The 18570-nt window shown below is 42.3% G+C and carries 17 protein-coding genes; 10 read left to right on the plus strand and 7 right to left on the minus strand.

Going from position 1 to position 18570, the window contains the following annotated elements; genetic code table 11:
• Positions 1 to 605 precede the first annotated feature (605 nt).
• From pgsB to NSS92_RS16670, 5 genes are all read left to right on the plus strand, one after another.
• Positions 606 to 1787, plus strand: coding sequence for a poly-gamma-glutamate synthase PgsB (gene pgsB, locus NSS92_RS16650; RefSeq protein WP_039181962.1), 1182 nt, complete (start codon positions 606 to 608; stop codon positions 1785 to 1787).
• A 15-nt stretch (positions 1788 to 1802) separates the two neighbouring features.
• Positions 1803 to 2252: a poly-gamma-glutamate biosynthesis protein PgsC gene (gene pgsC / locus NSS92_RS16655; protein ID WP_007497520.1), complete on the plus strand. Its 450-nt coding sequence runs from the start codon at positions 1803 to 1805 to the stop codon at positions 2250 to 2252.
• An 18-nt stretch (positions 2253 to 2270) separates the two neighbouring features.
• Positions 2271 to 3437 (plus strand): CapA family protein, encoded by a 1167-nt coding sequence (locus NSS92_RS16660; RefSeq protein ID WP_340869367.1) that lies wholly within the window; start codon positions 2271 to 2273, stop codon positions 3435 to 3437.
• The gene (locus NSS92_RS16665; RefSeq protein WP_087976066.1) at positions 3434 to 3604 is read left to right on the plus strand and encodes a hypothetical protein; all 171 of its coding nucleotides are present in this window, start codon (positions 3434 to 3436) and stop codon (positions 3602 to 3604) included. The genes NSS92_RS16660 and NSS92_RS16665 overlap by 4 nt, the downstream gene beginning before the upstream one ends.
• 109 nt (positions 3605 to 3713) lie before the next feature.
• Positions 3714 to 4937: a C40 family peptidase gene (locus tag NSS92_RS16670; protein ID WP_340869371.1), complete on the plus strand. Its 1224-nt coding sequence runs from the start codon at positions 3714 to 3716 to the stop codon at positions 4935 to 4937.
• A gap of 56 nt (positions 4938 to 4993) precedes the next feature.
• Here NSS92_RS16670 and NSS92_RS16675 read toward each other — a convergent pair whose 3' ends face one another.
• Together NSS92_RS16675 and NSS92_RS16680 are read right to left on the minus strand one after the other, a co-directional pair.
• Positions 4994 to 5875 (minus strand): Cof-type HAD-IIB family hydrolase, encoded by an 882-nt coding sequence (locus NSS92_RS16675; RefSeq protein WP_267586787.1) that lies wholly within the window; start codon positions 5873 to 5875, stop codon positions 4994 to 4996.
• Between the two features lie 163 nt (positions 5876 to 6038).
• Entirely contained in the window at positions 6039 to 7004 is a 966-nt protein-coding gene (locus NSS92_RS16680; protein ID WP_267586786.1) for an LCP family protein, read from the minus strand.
• A 258-nt stretch (positions 7005 to 7262) separates the two neighbouring features.
• Between NSS92_RS16680 and NSS92_RS16685 the strand changes: the two genes are divergently transcribed.
• Positions 7263 to 8627: a sugar porter family MFS transporter gene (locus tag NSS92_RS16685; protein WP_340869374.1), complete on the plus strand. Its 1365-nt coding sequence runs from the start codon at positions 7263 to 7265 to the stop codon at positions 8625 to 8627.
• A 136-nt stretch (positions 8628 to 8763) separates the two neighbouring features.
• On the plus strand, positions 8764 to 10161 hold the full coding sequence (locus tag NSS92_RS16690) for a bifunctional glycosyltransferase family 2 protein/class I SAM-dependent methyltransferase (protein WP_340869376.1): 1398 nt from the start codon (positions 8764 to 8766) through the stop codon (positions 10159 to 10161).
• 13 nt (positions 10162 to 10174) lie between these two features.
• Here NSS92_RS16690 and NSS92_RS16695 read toward each other — a convergent pair whose 3' ends face one another.
• From NSS92_RS16695 to kduI, 5 genes are all read right to left on the minus strand, one after another.
• The gene (locus NSS92_RS16695; protein ID WP_267586783.1) at positions 10175 to 11320 is read right to left on the minus strand and encodes a Ger(x)C family spore germination protein; all 1146 of its coding nucleotides are present in this window, start codon (positions 11318 to 11320) and stop codon (positions 10175 to 10177) included.
• A complete protein-coding gene (locus tag NSS92_RS16700; RefSeq protein ID WP_267586782.1) occupies positions 11317 to 12417 on the minus strand; it encodes a GerAB/ArcD/ProY family transporter in 1101 nt (366 codons plus the stop codon). Before NSS92_RS16700 ends, NSS92_RS16695 begins: the two co-directional genes overlap by 4 nt.
• Positions 12418 to 12420: 3 nt before the next feature.
• Positions 12421 to 13887 (minus strand): spore germination protein, encoded by a 1467-nt coding sequence (locus NSS92_RS16705; RefSeq protein ID WP_340869379.1) that lies wholly within the window; start codon positions 13885 to 13887, stop codon positions 12421 to 12423.
• A 103-nt stretch (positions 13888 to 13990) separates the two neighbouring features.
• Complete coding sequence (gene kduD / locus NSS92_RS16710) at positions 13991 to 14764, minus strand: 2-dehydro-3-deoxy-D-gluconate 5-dehydrogenase KduD (protein WP_340869381.1); 774 nt, start codon at positions 14762 to 14764, stop codon at positions 13991 to 13993.
• A gap of 5 nt (positions 14765 to 14769) precedes the next feature.
• Positions 14770 to 15597 (minus strand): 5-dehydro-4-deoxy-D-glucuronate isomerase, encoded by an 828-nt coding sequence (gene kduI, locus NSS92_RS16715; protein ID WP_340869383.1) that lies wholly within the window; start codon positions 15595 to 15597, stop codon positions 14770 to 14772.
• Positions 15598 to 15855: 258 nt separating this feature from the next.
• On the opposite strand from kduI, the gene NSS92_RS16720 reads away from it, so the two are divergent.
• From NSS92_RS16720 to NSS92_RS16730, 3 genes are all read left to right on the plus strand, one after another.
• Positions 15856 to 16866: a LacI family DNA-binding transcriptional regulator gene (locus NSS92_RS16720; protein WP_340869385.1), complete on the plus strand. Its 1011-nt coding sequence runs from the start codon at positions 15856 to 15858 to the stop codon at positions 16864 to 16866.
• Between the two features lie 86 nt (positions 16867 to 16952).
• Positions 16953 to 17969 (plus strand): sugar kinase, encoded by a 1017-nt coding sequence (locus tag NSS92_RS16725; protein WP_340869387.1) that lies wholly within the window; start codon positions 16953 to 16955, stop codon positions 17967 to 17969.
• The gene (locus NSS92_RS16730; protein WP_267586777.1) at positions 17941 to 18540 is read left to right on the plus strand and encodes a bifunctional 4-hydroxy-2-oxoglutarate aldolase/2-dehydro-3-deoxy-phosphogluconate aldolase; all 600 of its coding nucleotides are present in this window, start codon (positions 17941 to 17943) and stop codon (positions 18538 to 18540) included. Before NSS92_RS16725 ends, NSS92_RS16730 begins: the two co-directional genes overlap by 29 nt.
• The last annotated feature ends 30 nt before the right edge of the window (positions 18541 to 18570 follow it).

Genomic DNA, 18570 nt, shown 5'->3' on the forward strand with positions numbered 1-18570 from the left:
ATAAAAACAAATGAATAATGTTTCAGTGTTTAGGTCATAAGGTGTGAATATCGTAAAGAGAAGGTACACCGAAATGATCAACCTTTTACATCTTATCCCAATTTTTTGTGACCTAAAAATAAGCAGATGACTTGATTTTTTTAGAGGTGACCTTTGTCATAGGTCAACGCGCAGCAATCTGACCAATGAGAATGACTTTCTAACCTATTCGTTCAAAAATATAAAACATTCCAAAACACGCACTATTCATTTAAAGCGCTGATATGACTGATGTTATAGAGAAGAGAGGGCTCTAAAACATTGATTCAAAATACATCTTTATAATTGTCAAAAAATTTAGGGAGAAAAGGACAAAAGATTTTCGGATCATTGATGGTAACGCTTTCTCTCGAATTCAGCAGAAATTCAGACTGATTTTTGTCCGCCTTTTGGCCTTTTCATTTGAAGGATGAGTAGGCAATTAAGCCTTCTGATTAGAGGAATTTGGCATACGAGGAAGTGAAAGATTATGTTACATAATACCGATTGTGATTTTATGCTGAACAGATATACTGTTGATTGAATTTACATATCACACTCATAAAAAAAGGAGATGTAGATAAGCGATGTGGTTAATCGTTATAGCCTGTGTCATCATGTTAGGGATTGGCTTTATTGAAAAGAAGCGTCATCAGAAAAATATCGATGCCCTGCCGGTGCGCGTCAATATTAATGGTATTCGCGGAAAGTCTACCGTCACAAGATTGACAACCGGTATCTTAATGGAGGCAGGTTATAAAACTGTCGGCAAAACAACGGGAACGGATGCGAGAATGATTTATTGGGATACGCCAGAGGAGAAACCGATTAAAAGGAAACCGCAAGGACCGAATATCGGAGAGCAGAAAGAAGTAATGAGAGAAACAGTTGAAAGAGGAGCAAATGCCATCGTCAGTGAATGTATGGCGGTAAATCCAGATTACCAAATTATCTTTCAGGAAGAGCTGCTTCAAGCAAATATTGGCGTGATCGTAAACGTTCTTGAAGATCATATGGACGTCATGGGGCCGACACTTGATGAAATAGCAGAAGCCTTTACAGCGACAATTCCTTACAATGGACACTTGGTTATTACGGATAGTGAATATACGGATTTCTTTAAAGAGATTGCGAAAAAACGCAACACAGAAGTCATTGTTGCAGATAATTCCAAGATTTCCGATGAGTTTTTGCGGAAATTTGAGTACATGGTTTTCCCAGATAATGCTTCACTTGCACTTGGTGTTGCCCAAGCATTAGGGATTGATGAAGATACGGCATTCAGAGGAATGTTAAATGCGCCGCCTGATCCAGGAGCAATGAGAATTCTTCCATTAATGGACGCGAAAACGCCTGGACATTTTGTAAATGGATTCGCGGCAAATGACGCATCCTCTACATTGAACATTTGGAAGCGTGTGAAAGAAATTGGATATCCAACAGATGAACCGATTATTATCATGAACTGCCGTGCGGATCGTGTAGATAGAACGATCCAGTTTGCGGAGGATGTACTTCCTTATATTGAAGCAAGTGACCTTGTCTTAATTGGTGAAACAACAGATCCAATTGTAAAGGCATATGAGGAAGGGAAAATTCCGGCTGACCACTTACACAACCTTGAATATCAATCTACAGAACAAATTATGAATATGCTTGAGAAAAAGCTTCATAATCGAGTGGTTTATGGAGTCGGCAATATCCATGGTGCCGCTGAACCGTTAATCGAAAAAATTCAAGAATACAAAATTAAGCAGCTTGTCAGCTAGGAGGAAATATAGAAAATGTTCGGATCAGATCTTTATATCTCGTTAATTTTAGGTGTTCTACTTAGTTTAATCTTTGCAGAAAAAACAGGAATCGTACCAGCTGGACTTGTTGTACCAGGTTATCTAGCGCTTGTATTTAACCAGCCAGTTTTCATTTTAGTCGTTTTGTCTGTCAGCTTGCTTACGTACGTCATCGTTCGCTTTGGTCTATCAAAATTTATGATTTTGTACGGACGCAGAAAGTTTGCTGCGATGCTGATTACAGGGATTGCCTTAAAGCTCATATTTGATTTCTTCTATCCAGTGGTCCCATTTGAAATAGCAGAATTCCGCGGAATCGGAATCATCGTCCCTGGATTGATTGCAAATACGATTCAAAAACAAGGTCTTACGATTACCCTTGGAAGCACGTTACTTCTAAGTGGTGCAACATTTGCCATCATGTATGTTTACTATCTATTTTAAGATAAGGTGTGTCCAATGATGAATAAAAAATTGAGCTTTCAGGAAAAGCTGCTGAAAATCACAAAGAATCAAAAGAAAAAGACGAATAAACACGTGCTGATTGCTTTACCGATCGTTATTGCTTGTACATTTCTATTTACGTTTATCGGGCAAGCACAAGTGCCAACTGTACAAAAGAATCCAGAAAACATCCTGACCGCTTCGTTTGTCGGTGACATTATGTTTGGAAGAAACGTAGAGAAAGTAACAGACCGCTATGGAAAACAGCACCTCTTTCGCTATGCCAAGCCATATTTTGATGTGTCAGATTATGTGACAGGCAACTTTGAGCATCCAGTCGCTTCAGATAAGGAGCAGGCAGCCCAAAAGAATATTCATTTAAAAACAGATGAAGATTCTGTCCAAGCGTTGAAGGATTTAAATTTCTCTGTCTTAAACTTTGCGAATAACCATGCGGCAGACTATGGTGAAAAAGGGCTGAACAACACGATTAATGCCTTTGAACAAGCCGGCATGGATTATACAGGTGCAGGTCGTAACCTCCAAGATGCGAAGCAGAACATTTCGTACAAAGAAGTAAATGGTGTCAAAATTGCTACACTTGGTTTTACAGATGTGTATGGGAAAGATTTTAAAGCAACGAATCGCCAGGCGGGTATTCTGCCAGCCGATCCATCTATCTTTATTCCGATGATTTCGCAGGCTGCTGAAAAGGCAGATATTGTCGTTGTTCATGCTCACTGGGGACAGGAGTACAACAATGAAGTAAACGATAGACAAAGAGAATTGGCAAGAGCGATGTCTAAGGCCGGTGCTGATATCATTATCGGTGCTCACCCGCATGTTCTTGAACCAATGGAAGTCTATAATGGAACGGCGATTTTCTATAGCCTAGGAAACTTTATTTTTGACCAAGGCTGGTCAAGAACACGTGATTCTGCACTTGTTCAGTATCATCTGAATGAAGATGGAAAAGCGACATTTGAAGTTGTCCCAATGTACATCAAAGAAGCAACACCTGCTCCAGTAAAAGCAGGATCACTAGAATCAAAAGCCATTATCCGTATGCTGACCAATGGGACGAATGCGGATTGGAAAGAAAAAGACGGACACATTTTCTTTGAAGTAGATCACGCTGATAAAGTTAAAAACTTAAAAGAAAACGGAGGGAAAGAGAAGAAATGAAATTCCTAAAAGCAAGCTGGCCGTTTGTTGCATTAATTTTAGTCTTTGTCTTTATGTCTGCTTTTAAATTTAGTGACAGTCTGACAGATCACGAAAAACAAAAGATTTCGGTTGAAATGCAGAAAATTGAACAGCAAAAGCAGTCAAAAGCGGAAGCTGGTAAATAACCTAAAAAGGATGAAGGGGCACGCATATCGCGTGCTCTTTTTTTGTCGAAATAGGGTGTAAAATGAAAGGTGTCATGCCGAAACTATAGAAGAAAGGAGGGAAAGGATCATGAAATGGAAAGGAATGTTGATTGGAGGGTGTGTGCTCGTAGGGCTGATGTTCATGTCCCAATCAGCAGTATCTGCTCAAACACCATCTCTTTTGGAGCAAGCGGAAAAGCTGATTGGAACACCTTATCATAAAGGAGGAACGGATCCAAAAACGGGCTTTGATGCATCTGGGTTTATTCAATATGTGTACAAGACATCAGAAACATTTGATTTGCCGCGAAAGGTCATCGACCAATATCAGATTGGAAAAAAGGTATCATGGGAAAAAGCCCAGCCTGGTGACCTTGTGTATTTCCGAAGCCTTGAAGAAACGAAGGATATCCCGACACATGTGGCGTTGTACGCTGGTAACAATCAGGTCATCCACATCACGCTTAGTCAAGGTGTGGTGAAAACAGATGTCAGCAAAAGCAAATATTGGACTGATCGATTATATGCGGTCAAACGACTGCCCGGCACGCAAGAAATTTCTAATGACCCTCTTGTGAAAGATGCGATGACATATTTAGGTATTCCTTACGTATTTGGAGGAGCAGATCCAAAGACTGGATTCGATTGCTCAGGATTTTTACAGTATTTATTTGAAAAATCACTTGGGATTTATTTACCTCGAAGTGCTGAACAGCAGTGGATCGTAGGAGAAAAAGTGGCATTAGGCGATATTCGCCCTGGGGATTTTGTCTTTTTTAGCAACACATATAAGCCCGGAATTTCTCATGTAGGTATGTATATTGGAGGCGACCGCTTTATTCATGCGAGCCGTTCTGAAAGTGTGACAATTTCTTATTTGTCTGAATCGTATTGGCGCGAGAAATGGACAGGTGCGAAACGATTAACAGATCTGGAGCTTGCGAAAGAGGACCCTATCGTATCAAAAGCCGCTACGTATATTGGTGAAGTCCCTTATGTCAAAGGCGGTACGAACCCAAAGCAAGGATTTGATACAGCAGGGTTCACGCAGTACGTGTATCAAGAAGTGCTTGGCATTGAGCTGCCTCGCTATGCATCAGGTCAAGTTAAAGCAGGTACACCTGTGAAACGTTCTGAGCTTAAGCCGGGAGATCTTGTCTTCTTCAGCGGAAAATCATTGATGCCGGCGATATATGCAGGATCAAATCAAGTCATTCATGTGACTGTCTCAAACGGTGTTGTCTTAACCAATATGAAAACAAGTACGTACTGGAAGGACAAATATGAAACGGCTGTTAGAATCAAAAAATAAAGAAAAAGCCCGATCAACAATTATATCGGACTTCTAGAATTCTCTCTAGGCGCTGATCAGACAAGCGTCTTTTTTTCATGGAATTGATTTTGTAAAAGAAGATCAATAAAATAAGCGACACCATCTTCATGATTTCCTTTTGTGATGTAGGTGCTCTTTTCTTTAATGACATCTACCGCATTTCCCATTGCAATGCGGTGGCCTGCTTCTTCAAACATAGAAAGATCGTTTGGGCTGTCGCCAATTGCATAAATATGTGAGCGGTCTACACCATAATGGGCTGCGAGCTTTTTCAGGGCATGTCCTTTTCCAGACTCTTTTGGCAGCACCTCAATAATATGTTTTCCAGACGAGGTCAATGAGAGCTCGGGCATATCTGCCAGAAGATTTCGAGCTTCGTGCAGTTTTTTCATATCAAACGAGAAGCAGAGTAATTTATAGGTCGGTTCATTCGACTCAAAAATCTGACGGATATCATCCACTGGTTTGATGCCGAATTGTTTAAATTGCGTCATGGCTCCTTCCCATAGATCAGCGAGATCCTCATTTGGGTTTGCGCTTTCGATCAGATCAAATTCTGCTTTCAGCTTCTCTTTTCCATCAAAAGGAGAGAGGAGGGCATCATCTGTATAGACTTCAAAGTAAATGTTTCGTTCCACTAATGCCTTTGCAGCCCGCTTGCCCGCTTCTTGGTCCAGTGTGATTCGGCTGAAGAGCTCGTATCCCTCTGTATGAACAGTCCCGCCGTTTGCCGCAATAATGGGGATGTCCAAATCGCCAAGCAGCTCTTTTACATCAAAAGTTGCCCGCCCTGTACAGATGGTTACAATATAGCCAGCATCCTTCGCACGAATCAATGCCTCTCGGTTTTCAGCGGATATTTCACTTTTTGTATTTAAGAGTGTACCGTCTAAATCAATTGCAATCATTTTTTTCATCGCTGTCAAATCCTCCTTCATTCATGCAATAGCCTCTTCAAAGTATGTACGATTTCCTTCAATCTCATAAAAAAGGATGGTTGATTCCTCACTATCAAGGCTAAACAAAAATGAGCGAATGATCAAGGAAATAAGAAAAAGCGCCCCAAAGGGACGCTTCTATTTATGATAATTCAAGCTGCTTCTTCAATTCAGTTTTCACTTCGTTCAGCTGGTTTTGATCCAATTGGAAATAATAAACCCCGTTTGGCTGGTAATCAGTTCCTTTAAGCTGAATGGTATCAACCGATTTCAATGAAGTCAATAGAGGGAAAAGACCGACTAACTCCTTCATAGAAAGCGTGGTTGACACATTATCACCGAGTGTATCAATGATATTGTCGTATGACGGAATAGATGTTAATGATTTTGATTTATCAAAAATGGCTTTTAACACTTCCATTTGCCGCTGTCCACGCATTAAGTCACTATCTGCTTTTCTTGTTCTCACATATGCGAGCGCTTGATCACCATCTAGTGTATGAGTTCCAGTTTGAAGCACAACCTTGCCTTTTGTATCTTTTTTAATCTGTTTCACAAGGTAATCATCCTTGATGTTAATAGGAACACCGTTTAATTCGTTAACGATTTCTTTAAATGCTACGAAATTACTTTGGATGACAAAATCGACCGGAATATCTAGTAAATCTTCAACTGTACTCACTGTTAAATCTGCACCGCCAAATGCGTGTGCGTGAGTAATTTTATCAAAACCGTGGCCTGGAATATTAACGTATGAGTCCCTAGGAATGCTTAATAATTTAACGGTTTTATTTGTGCGGTTAATGGTCGCTAACACCATTGCATCGCTTCGTGCTTGTTTCACTGTTTCGCCCGGTCTGCTGTCAATTCCAAGCAGCAAGACAGAAAAGCTGTCTTTTCCTGGATCGAATGCTTCAATTCGTTTCACAGATTGTGCACCGCGATCTAGAGATACTTGTGCCTTTTTGGCAGCATTTGTTACTTTGTAGTAGGCATAGCCAGTAACAGAAGCGGTCGTCAGTAAAAGAATACCAAATATAAATAGAGTGACTTTCACCCATGGTTTTAAACGCTTTTTCCCTTTGCGTTTACTTCGTGATTGATCCATATATTTTAAACCCTCGCTATGATTTTTATAGTAAAGATGTCCTTCTTTATGCTTACAAACTAAAACAAATATACCTTAAAACGGGATATAGTGCGACATTTTTTTCACTAACGCTTAATTGACGTTTCCTTCTCGTAAAAAGTTTCAAAGATATACAAATGAAATATATTTGTCATAAAACATCGAAATGTTTGAAATGACAGGAAGTGAGGAAAATGACTTTTCATAGAGTACAGAGACAAAAGTGGGGTTATGATCATGAAAAATCGGAATGGATGGCTTTATTTCTTCGGCGCCCTTGGCGGTGCTTTATATGGCTATGATACAGGTGTCATCTCTGGCGCCATCTTATTTATGAAAGAAGATTTAGGTTTAAACGCTTTTACAGAGGGGCTTGTCGTCAGCTCAATTTTAATCGGGGCGATGCTTGGTTCTTCTCTTTCTGGAAAGCTGACAGACCAATTTGGGCGAAAAAAAGCCATCATCGCAGCAGCTATTTTGTTTATTATTGGCGGATTTGGTACAGCCTTTGCCCCGAATACGGAAGTGATGGTCTTATTCCGAATTGTACTAGGGCTCGCCGTCGGGTGCTCGACAACGATTGTTCCATTATATTTATCTGAACTTGCACCAAAGGAATCACGAGGGGCACTGTCCTCTTTAAACCAGCTCATGATCACATTTGGTATTCTTCTTGCCTATATTGTGAACTACGCTTTAGCGGATGCAGAGGCATGGCGCTTGATGCTTGGAATTGCGGTTGTTCCTTCTGTTCTTTTATTATGTGGGATTTTGTTTATGCCGGAAAGTCCCCGCTGGTTGTTTGTCCACGGACAGGCTGACCGTGCAAAGGAGATATTATCTAAACTCAGAAAAAGTAAGCAAGAAGTTGAAGAAGAAATTTCAGATATTCAAAAGGCGGAAAGTGAAGAAAAAGGCGGTTTTAAGGAATTATTTGAGCCATGGGTACGCCCAGCATTGATTGCCGGTGTCGGTCTAGCCTTCCTGCAGCAGTTTATCGGTACAAATACGATCATTTACTATGCACCAAAAACATTCACAAGCGTTGGCTTTGGGAATTCAGCGGCGATTTTAGGAACCGTCGGAATTGGTGCAGTGAATGTCATCATGACGTTTGTCGCCATCAAAATCATTGACCGTGTAGGACGTAAAGCGCTGCTCCTATTTGGGAATGCGGGAATGGTTCTTAGTTTAATTGTCCTGTCAGTGGTCAACCGATTTTTCGAGGGGTCAACTGCTGCAGGATGGACAACCGTTATTTGTTTAGGTCTCTTTATCGTCATCTTTGCTGTCAGCTGGGGTCCAGTCGTTTGGGTGATGCTCCCAGAGCTGTTCCCAGTACATGTCCGGGGAATCGGTACAGGTGTCTCGACCTTCCTCCTTCATACGGGAAATTTAATCATCTCGCTTACATTCCCAGCTTTATTAAGCGCGATTGGCATCAGTAATCTCTTCTTCATCTATGCGGTCATCGGCGTAGGCGCCTTCCTGTTTGTGAGATACTTAGTGACCGAAACGAAAGGGAAAAGTCTTGAAGAAATTGAAGAAGATCTAAAAAAGAGAAATCGTGCCGTCGCAGGTGACGAAGGAAAAACGGTGTAAACAATGGCCAGCTGCTGCAAGCAGCTGGTTTTCCTATGTTAAACAAACGTTTAATCAAGAAAGGACATTCCCTCATCTTCTGAACGTGCTGCCTATCACATACATATGGAACAGGCGGGTGAAAGGTGGAAATGAGATGAAAGGGAAAACAAGCATTGTCATGCTGACGTACAACGAACTGCATTTAACGAAAACATGTATCGAGAGCATTAAACAGCATACGAGCAGCGACCAATATGAACTCATCATCGTCGATAATGCGTCAATTGATGGCACGAAGGAATATGTAAGAGAGCTGGAAGATGTGATATTTATTGATAATGAAGAGAATCAAGGTTTTGCAAAGGGCTGTAATCAAGGGGCAAAAGAAGCTTCAGGAGACAGCATTCTCTTTTTAAATAATGACACGATCGTGACGGAAAACTGGCTTACTCCATTAAAAGAGGCCTTATTCGCATCAGAACGGATTGGGATGGTGGGGCCAGTCTCCAATTATGTGAGCGGCCCTCAGATGGTCCAGCCGTCGTATACAGATGTAAAGGAGCTCCCAGCCTTTGCTAAGGAATATACGGCTAAGAGAAAAGGTCAAAGAACTTATGTGCACCGGCTTGTGGGGTTTTGCCTGCTCGTGAAAAGAGAGCTGATCGAGGATGTGGGGTTATTTGATGAGCGGTTCGTTTATGGATCATTTGAGGATGACGATCTTTGTTTACGTTCATTACTGAAAGGATATCAGCTGCAAATTGTCCATGATTCATTTGTGCATCATCATGGTCATGCTACCTTCAATGCCAATCAAGAAACGAACATCTCAACACTGTTTACTGAGAACAGACATCGATTTTTAGATAAGTGGGGCATAGATCTAAATTTGATCACTCCTCATCCTTATTTTGCGGAATTACTCCCTGAGGACGCTGCACACGTGCTGGATGTTGGGTGCGGCGCAGGGGCAACCGGGCTTGAATTAATGAATCGTCAGTCTGTTGACATGTACGGGGTAGAGGCGGATACATTAAAAGCAGCTGTCGCAAAGGCGTATTATGAAGAAGTCATCGAGGCAAATGCGGATGAATACCCATGGTCAGAGAAAGAGGCCTTTTTTGATGTGGTCATTTTTTCAGATGTTTTAGAGCATGTGTCAGATCCTTGGCACATCATTGAGCAAGCGCACGCATCTTTAAAGCCAGGCGGCGTCATCATTTGCTGTTTGCCTAACATGATGCATGCAGAGGTGCTTCTCCCGTTAATGACAGGGGATTTTACGTATCAAGATGTTGGAATTTTAGACCGAACCCATATGCGGTTCTTCACACCAAATACGATGCGTGCGCTTTTCCCAGACCAATTGTTTGAACGCGTGATCGAACAGCGAATCAATGTACAGATTGATCAAAACGTCCAATTGTTTTTTGACGAAGTAGCAAGAATAGGGGCGTCACTTGGATTTCAAACAAACGCTTTGTCTGATCAAGTGACGCTATACCAGATTCTAATGGTTGTACGTAAAAAAGGCGGTTCCCCTTCGGGATAACCGCCTTTTTGCATTACCATTTGAAGCTTTTTGTTGCGCCTTCTGCACCAAAGTTCAAGATGCTCACTTTTATATCATATGTTATGTCTGCTTCTTGAAATAGTGTGTCCCATTCGTCTCGATGCTGATCCCAATATTCAGGATACTTAATACGAAAATGCCGGCTTAAAAAAATGGGATCAACACCTACTTCATGTTGCATATGACTGACCGCTTTTTGAATGCGTTCTTTAATTTTACGAGAAAAAATCCGCTCAAATCGTTTAATGTACTGTTCATCGTATGAGTTTTCAGGGGGATATTGATCCTCTGATAATTTTCCATTTGTTTGTACGCTAATGTGAAAAGAAATCTTTCCATCTTTCAGATATGGTTCAACCTTGGTTTGGGATTTCTTAATTTCATACGTGATCGGAAAGCCTTTATAGGTGGCAGGTACAACGCCGCCCGAAATACCATCCATCACCCAATTTAAAGATTGGACATCTTTCGCTGGAATAAAACCGATCAGCTTCCGCGTTTTTCCATGAATGATCCCTGCCCCATCATAGGCGAGTTCGCCGTTTACCACATCCACACTCTGCACAAGAAAGCTTATACCCATCTGAAAGTAATCAGACGCCCGGCCAATACGTGTTGGCAGTAAGATCTTTCCATTAAAACTTCGGTTTTTGGATGTTTCAAAGATATGCTCAACCGGTACCTTCTGTTGAGATTTTAACTTTTGATTGATCACTTTTGCTGCATCATCTCGTGACACGAGGAGATAGCTGCTGCGCCGAACCTCATCATCTCGAATAAAATGATTAAGTGTTCCTTGAATATCGTGATGCTCCGCTTGATTTCTGCCAAACAAGAAGATTTTCAGGTGATCACTATAGATCGGCGGGTCCTTCAAGGCGACATTACTGACAGCCTCCAGCACATTTTTTCCCTTCGAGACGACATTCACATAGCCAGGAGAATCGGCTTCTTGTGTTCCACCTGTTTTCGGTACAAGGTTTTGGTAGGTCAGCTTAACTCCATTCTCATCTTCCTCATCAATGCCAACACCACGTACAAATGATAGTTTTTCAATATCCTTTAAGTCCCAGCAGCCTGCTGATAAAAGGAAAAGGCAACAGGAAAAAAAGAATAACAGTATACGCCTTCCTCTCATGCAGAACGACCTCCCCATTTTTTGCGTATCATCAGCAGGATAGCTGTAATAAAAGGAATGGCTAAAACCGCGAACAATGCGTAGCCGAGTAAAGTAGAGAAGTAAAAGACTTCATTGATATTTCTAGGGAAAAGTGAGAGTGCTGATGTAATTAAAAATAGCAGCCATAGCAGTCTCGTTATATTGGTTGTTTTAAAAACGGTGAAGCAGCCTTTAATCGCAAATTGGAAAAAGCCAAGCATACAAATGAACTGCTGGCACGTCCAAATTGTCAGTAAGAAAATATCAAATCGTTCGATAAACACCCCTTCAAGTTCAAGCGCTTGAATGAGGGAAACCGTCGGCCAAGTGAGAGATTTCGTTTCTCCTACTGTCATGGAGCCAATCACTATAAAGAGGGTGAGGGAATATACAAGAGAAGTAATTCCAACCCCGATCGCAGCCGCCCATTTTGCCTTAGACCATTTGTCTTTATAAATGAGCGGGACAACAAACAAAATCACTTCAAACCCTGTAAATTGAATAAAGGTTTGAGAGAACAGGTTACTAAAATCTTTAAAACCATGCGCCATCACAGGGCGCAAATAATCAAAATCAAATATTTTTAAACTAAACAGCATGAGGGCTATGTAAATGACCATGGTGATCGGATAAATATAGGTCACCATTTTGACGACTGGAAAGATACCGCTTTTCAAATGATAGATCGCCACAAGTAGAAAAATCATGACAATCACGGTCATGGGAGTCGATTGCAGCAGGAAAAACTGAACCACTTCGCCGAGAACACGTGCCTCAAAGCCGACAATGCCTAGTAAATAGGCGATCAGCATTAAATTAAAGATCGTGCCAAAAAATGCCCCTGCTCCTTTTGTATTTGACTCAAAAATCGTGTCTGGTGCATTCTTTTCGGCAATCCACCCCAACAAAAAAGCAACGAAAGCAAAGATGACTCCCTGTATTAATACAATGATCCAGCCATCAGGGTATCCTGAATTGGCAGAACTGCGTGGAATGGTTAAAATTCCAGCGCCTATCATTGTAGAGCTGCAGAGGATGGTTACTTGTAACAATGATAGCCTTTCAGGTCTGTACATCGTTTAATCTCCTTGTCTTTTGAGATTTTTTATTTTTGCTGTTTTAGGTCTGGATTTAAATAGTCCGATTGGTAAACGAACGTACGTATCCTTTAAATCTGAAAACGGTGAAGACAATACTGGTGTGAAATAGTCAAAACCAAAGGTCTTTAACTGCATCAAGTGACAAAGTACAAATAAATAACACATGATTAAACCGTATAATCCAAACAATGCTGAACTAAAAATGGCCATAAACCGCAAAATACGCAGTGGGAAACTAAAGTCATATGACGGTGCCGTGAAGTCAGCCAGTGCGGTCAGCGACACAATAATCACCATTAAGGCACTGACGATATTGGCTTGGACAGCTGCCTGACCAATAATAACGCCGCCAATGAGTCCAATTGTCTGTCCAATGGCTCTTGGAAGCCGTAGTCCAGCTTCCCGCAGAAGCTCTATCGTAAAAGACATGAGAATGGCTTCGACAACAGGAGGGAAGGGAACATTCTGCCGGCTGCCTGCGATGGTGAGTGCCATTCTTGTCGGTAATAAACCGGGATGATAAGAGACAAGTGCAATGTAAAGCCCGGGTAAAAAAATCGTGAGCAGCACGGCAATATAACGAAGTAAACGCAAAAGAGTCGCGCTTGTCCACCTCTGATAATAATCCTCCGGTGATTGCATTAAAGCTGTAAGTGTCATAGGTAATATGAGGGCAAAAGGAGTCCCATCGAGCAAAACCGAGACTTTGCCTTCAAGCACAGATGCAATCACCCGGTCAGGACGTTCTGTGTTTTGAATCTGTGGAAAAATGGAGATATGGCTGTCCTCAATCAACTGTTCAATATAGCCGGTTTCAGGGATGTCATCCATTTTGATTTCGGCCATGCGTGATAGAACATCTTCTACTAGTTTAGGATCAGCAATATCACGAACATACACTAGAGCAGCGGATTTTTTATTGCGAGTACCGATACTCACCTTTTGAATCACAAGATTAGGGTCATTTGCCCGTTCACGGAGTAAAGCCGTGTTTTTTTCAAGATTCTCAATAAATCCGATCCGTGGTCCTCTTACAAGAACTTCAGATTGCGGCTCTTCTACTTCCCTAAATTGAAAAATATTCGTATGGAGTGCAAGCGCTTGAGCCGCTCCATCTACAAATAAAATAGCCTTGCCGCTATATAATTGCTCGATGGCAAGGTTCATATCATCCAGCACATCACTTTGAATGCCAAAGAACGTTTTTGAAAGGGAGGAAAGTGTAGTAGAACCAACCTCAGTGATGTCCAAATCCTTTTGCATTGGTGAAATGATTTGCTTAGAAAGCAATTCAAATTCTGTGAGTCCTTCAACGTACACGAGACATGCAGAAATAGTGGAAGGACCAAATGAAAAAGAGTGGAACACGATATCATCACTTCTTCCGGCAAAGCTTTTGACACGCTTAATGACGGACGTTATATCTTGTTCAATACGACTTTTCATAATACCTCACCCTCATCACATGTTTTTTATAGAGTGACTCGGAAGGTGGAGAATTATGCAAATAGAAAAAAGAGAATCCCCGAATAGGAATTCTCTCGTATATTTATCTCGCAAGCCAGCCCCCGTCAACAGCTAAAATGTGGCCGTTCATATAATCAGAAGCTGGTGAGCTAAGGAAAACAGCAGCACCGGCTAGATCCTCAGGCTTTCCCCAGCGTCCGGCGGGGATTCGTTTGAGAATCTCTTCATTTCGATTTTCATCGTCCCGAATGGCTTGTGTGTTATTGGTCGCAATATACCCAGGAGCAATCGCATTCACTTGAATATGCTGGCTCGCCCATTCGTTGGCAAAAGCTTTCGTCAGCCCTGCGACAGCATGCTTGCTTGCTGTATAGGCGGGGACAAAGACGCCGCCTTGAAACGATAGAAGGGAGGCGATATTGATGATTTTCCCTTGCCCGTTTTTCAGCATCTGCTGTCCAACCTTTTGCGTGAGGAAAAAGAGACTGTTGATATTCACATCCATGACTGTATGCCAATCTTCCTCTGAATAGTGAGCCGCCTGCTCTCTTTTGATCGTTCCAGCATTATTGATGAGAATATCAATCGTATGCTTCTTTAATATGGCGTCGACATCCTGCTTTGCAGACTGAGGGCTAGAAAAGTCAACCTGAACCGCATGAAATGATCGGCCTGCCTGTTCGACAAGCGCCTTTGTTTCTTCAAGCGGTGTGTGATGATATGTGCCGATGATATCTGCACCTGATTTGGCAAGCGCCACGGCAATGCCTTGCCCAATGCCGGTTCCGGGACCTGTTACAAGGGCTGTTTTTCCTTCAAGGGAAAAGAGGGACGCTGCATATGATGTTGTCATCATCCTCGTTACCTCAGCTGATCCATTGGGACAAAGTCCATATCTTTGAACGTATAGTTTTCGCCCGCCATTGCCCAAATAAATGAATAATTCGCTGTACCTGAGCCTGAATGAATGGACCAGGCAGGTGAAATGACTGCTTCCTCGTTGGCCACAACAAGATGTCTTGTTTCAGATGGCTCCCCCATAAAATGAAAGACTCGTGCATCCTCTTCGATATCAAGATATAAGTACACTTCCATCCGGCGATCATGAATATGAGCGGGCATCGTGTTCCATGTGTTATTGGTTTCAAGCTGAGTGATGCCCATCATGAGCTGACAGCTTTGGATGCCGTCTGCATGGATGACTTGATACAGGTTTCGCACGTTGGAGGCAGCTGCTTCCCCTAAGTGGTTTGGTGTTAATTCAGCGATGGCTGCTTTTTGCGTAGGATACGCTCTATGAGCCGTGGCTGATACTAGATAGAACTTGGCCTGCTCGCCTGATGAACTAGCAAACTGTACATCTTCGTGACCAAGACCAATATATAAGAAATCTTTATGCTCCAGCACAAAGGTCTCACCATCAACAGTGACCGTTCCTTGTCCGCCGACATTCACAATCCCGATTTCTCGTCTTTCAAGAAAATACTCCGTCCGTAAAAAGTCTCCAGCATCTAGTGTGATCGGCTCTGCTGCCGGCATGGCTCCGCCAATCACCACGCGGTCCTCGTGTGAGTAATAGAGCTTTAATTCACCACTGACAAATAGCGTAGGAATATGAAAATGACGACGAAGTTCCTCTGTTGTAAAACGTTTGACCTGCTCAGGATGTACAGCATAACGATTTTCCATTTGGATAAGCCTCCCTTTCCATCTGAAACAAATATTGATATTTATTTGGTATCGGTTTCAAGGAAAATTTTAGAGGAAAAAGAGAGCGCCGTCAACCGTTAAGTTGAAATCGCTTTCTTTTTCTCTGATTAGACGAATTTTTGTTATCATCATGCAAAAAAACCTTCTGAAAAGCATTCAATTATGATATGCTCTTTTTAAGTTTATTTGAAATCGGTTTCGAACCAAATGAGAAGATCCATTGTGGGAGTTTTTTGAATGAAAGAGAAAAAGCAAACGAAAGTGACCATTAACGAAGTTGCATCTTATGCAGGGGTCTCAAAATCAACTGTATCCAGATATATCAATGGCAGAACAAATGAAATTTCTTCAGAAAAGGTAAAAAAAATCAAGAAAGCCATTGAGGAACTCCATTATCGCCCGAGTCAGCTTGCTCAAGGACTGAAAGTCAGAAAAAGCAAGGTCATTGGGTTTATTGTAGCCGACATTACGAATCCATTCTCTGTGGCAACACTTCGCGGGGTCGAAGAGATTTGTGATGAATATGGATACAGCATCATGGTGTGCAACACAGATAATCGTCCAGAAAAAGAACGGGAAATGCTTCTTAAGCTGAATGCACATTATATTGAAGGGCTCATCATCAATACGACAGGACAGAACAATGACATTCTGGAGGATTTTAAGAAAAACGGTGTGCCGATTGTTCTTGTGGACCGAAAGCTGCCTGAACTGAAAGTCGACACAGTGACCACGAACAACCGTGATATCACAATCCGGCTGCTTCAACAAATGTATGAGAAAGGCTATGATCACATCGCTTTTTTTACTGAGCCTGTCGATGGAATCAGCCCTCGTGAAGAACGAAAGGAAGCATATGAACAGACAGCTTTGAGTAAACATAAGAAGCCGATCATTGCAGAAATTGATTTAAAGCAAAAGGAACAAATGCTCGAAGAGATTGTCCGTTTTTTACAATCAAACGAACAGAAAAAAGCGATTTTAGCCGGTAATGGATTACTCATGCTGAAGCTGATTAGTGAACTTGTAGAGCTTGGGGTGAAGATTCCTAAAGAGATAGGCATTGCAGGGTTTGATGATACAGAATGGTATAAGCTGATTGGACCTGGAATCACAACGGTCGCCCAACCATCTCATGAAATGGGGAAAGCAGCCATGCAAAAAATCAAGACACGGCTTGAAGGGGATGAAAGTGCGCCCCAAACCATTCAGCTTGATGGAGAAATCATAGTAAGGAAATCTTTATAAATGATAGGCAGAGAAGAGTATACATACGTGCATGCTCTCTCTTTTTTAACTAACTTGAAACCGGTACCGAGAAAGGGGAGAAATGAGTGAAAGCATTGGATGCGGTCACATTTGGGGAATCAATGGCGATGTTTTATGCAAAGGAAGTCGGAGAGCTTCATCAAGTGCATACATTCCAAAAGGCGCTTGCTGGTGCAGAGAGTAACGTGGCTGTCGGCTTGGCGAGGCTGGGCTTTCATGTGGGCTGGGTGAGCAAAGTCGGAGCAGATTCACTTGGCACATTTATTTTAGAAGAGCTTCAAAATGAAGGGGTCGATACAAGTGCAGTGCTCCGTTCAAATGATGGGTATCAAACGGGAATCTTACTTAAATCAAAAGTGATGGATGGAGATCCTGACGTCACATATTATCGGAAAGGCTCTGCTGCGAGCACAATGAGTCCAAGCGACTTTCCCGCCGCCTATTTCAAACAGGCAGGCCACCTTCATATGACTGGTATTCCGCCTGCCATATCCAGTGAAATGAGAGCGTTTTCTTTTCGTGCCCTTCAAGAAATGAAGGAAGCGGGCAAAACCATTTCATTTGATCCAAACCTTCGGATTCAGCTATGGGAAGAGGAGGAAGATATGATTCAGACGGTGAATCATATCGCTTCGCAAGTGGATTGGTTTTTTCCAGGGCTTGCAGAAGGGCAAAGGCTCACGGGTTATCACGAGCCAGAAGAGATTGCAGATGTTTATTTGCAAAAAGGTGTCAAACTAGTGGTCATTAAGCTAGGGGCAGAAGGTGCCTTTTATAAAAGTGCAGCCGGTCAAGGAATTGTGAATGGATTTTATGTGCAGGAAGTCGTAGATACTGTCGGTGCTGGTGATGGATTTGCAGTGGGGGTCATCAGCGGCTTGCTTGACGGCTTATCAGATGAAAAATCCATTACAAGAGGCAATGCAGTCGGGGCACTTGCAGTGATGTCTCCTGGCGATAAGGATGGCCTGCCTACCCGGGAGGAGCTTCAAGCTTTTATGAAAGAAGCCAAGCGATATCAAAGGCGGGAGTACATGAAAGGGGATGAGAGATATGGGAAAGTCAGCAAGTTTGAGCGTTAAAAAGCAGCTCGCGTCTTGTAAATTGATCGCAGTGGTGAGAGCGGGTAGTGAAACAGAAGGCATTGCAATGATTGAGCGTTTAAAGAAAAAAGGAGTCCGTGCCATTGAAGTGACGTATACTACGCCAAATGCTGAACGCATTATCGCAGCCTTTCAGCAGGAGCAGGACCTCATTGTAGGTGCGGGAACAATTACGACGCTGGAGCAGGCACAATCAGCCATTGAGGCAGGCTCACAGTTTATCGTCAGTCCAGGATATCTTCCTATGATTGGAGAACATCTCTCATTTTACGACACACTCTATGTACCAGGGGTTCTTACCCCAAGTGAAATCATGCAGGCGAAAGCAGATGGCTACTGCTTGCTCAAGCTTTTTCCAAGCGGCTCCTTCGGTTTGTCCTATATGAAAAATTTACAAGGTCCATTTCCAGAGATTGAGTTTATTCCTACGGGCGGTATTCATCCAGCTGATGTTCCGAAGTGGCTCAAAGCAGGCGCGGTGGCTGTCGGTGTCGGAAGTCAGCTTGAAAGCAGTACAGCAGAGGAGTTACAAGCAGTTCTTTCTTCATAAATACTTGTAAAACGAATAAACAACTGGCTG

Source organism: Bacillus sp. FSL M8-0166, assembly GCF_038008825.1.
In the GTDB taxonomy this organism is placed as follows: Bacteria; Bacillota; Bacilli; order Bacillales; family Bacillaceae; genus Bacillus; species Bacillus safensis.

Excerpts from the sequence above, each read along its gene's own strand:
- NSS92_RS16660 (WP_340869367.1), top strand. The coding sequence starts at position 2,271 with ATGAATAAAAAATTGAGCTTTCAGGAAAAGCTGCTGAAAATCACAAAG.
- kduD (WP_340869381.1), bottom strand. The coding sequence starts at position 14,764 with ATGATGACAACATCATATGCAGCGTCCCTCTTTTCCCTTGAAGGAAAA.
- NSS92_RS16690 (WP_340869376.1), top strand. The coding sequence starts at position 8,764 with ATGAAAGGGAAAACAAGCATTGTCATGCTGACGTACAACGAACTGCAT.
- NSS92_RS16720 (WP_340869385.1), top strand. The coding sequence starts at position 15,856 with ATGAAAGAGAAAAAGCAAACGAAAGTGACCATTAACGAAGTTGCATCT.
- NSS92_RS16675 (WP_267586787.1), bottom strand. The coding sequence starts at position 5,875 with ATGAAAAAAATGATTGCAATTGATTTAGACGGTACACTCTTAAATACA.
- NSS92_RS16695 (WP_267586783.1), bottom strand. The coding sequence starts at position 11,320 with ATGAGAGGAAGGCGTATACTGTTATTCTTTTTTTCCTGTTGCCTTTTC.
- NSS92_RS16705 (WP_340869379.1), bottom strand. The coding sequence starts at position 13,887 with ATGAAAAGTCGTATTGAACAAGATATAACGTCCGTCATTAAGCGTGTC.
- NSS92_RS16700 (WP_267586782.1), bottom strand. The coding sequence starts at position 12,417 with ATGTACAGACCTGAAAGGCTATCATTGTTACAAGTAACCATCCTCTGC.
- NSS92_RS16665 (WP_087976066.1), top strand. The coding sequence starts at position 3,434 with ATGAAATTCCTAAAAGCAAGCTGGCCGTTTGTTGCATTAATTTTAGTC.
- kduI (WP_340869383.1), bottom strand. The coding sequence starts at position 15,597 with ATGGAAAATCGTTATGCTGTACATCCTGAGCAGGTCAAACGTTTTACA.
- pgsB (WP_039181962.1), top strand. The coding sequence starts at position 606 with ATGTGGTTAATCGTTATAGCCTGTGTCATCATGTTAGGGATTGGCTTT.
- NSS92_RS16670 (WP_340869371.1), top strand. The coding sequence starts at position 3,714 with ATGAAATGGAAAGGAATGTTGATTGGAGGGTGTGTGCTCGTAGGGCTG.
- NSS92_RS16680 (WP_267586786.1), bottom strand. The coding sequence starts at position 7,004 with ATGGATCAATCACGAAGTAAACGCAAAGGGAAAAAGCGTTTAAAACCA.
- pgsC (WP_007497520.1), top strand. The coding sequence starts at position 1,803 with ATGTTCGGATCAGATCTTTATATCTCGTTAATTTTAGGTGTTCTACTT.
- NSS92_RS16685 (WP_340869374.1), top strand. The coding sequence starts at position 7,263 with ATGAAAAATCGGAATGGATGGCTTTATTTCTTCGGCGCCCTTGGCGGT.
- NSS92_RS16730 (WP_267586777.1), top strand. The coding sequence starts at position 17,941 with ATGGGAAAGTCAGCAAGTTTGAGCGTTAAAAAGCAGCTCGCGTCTTGT.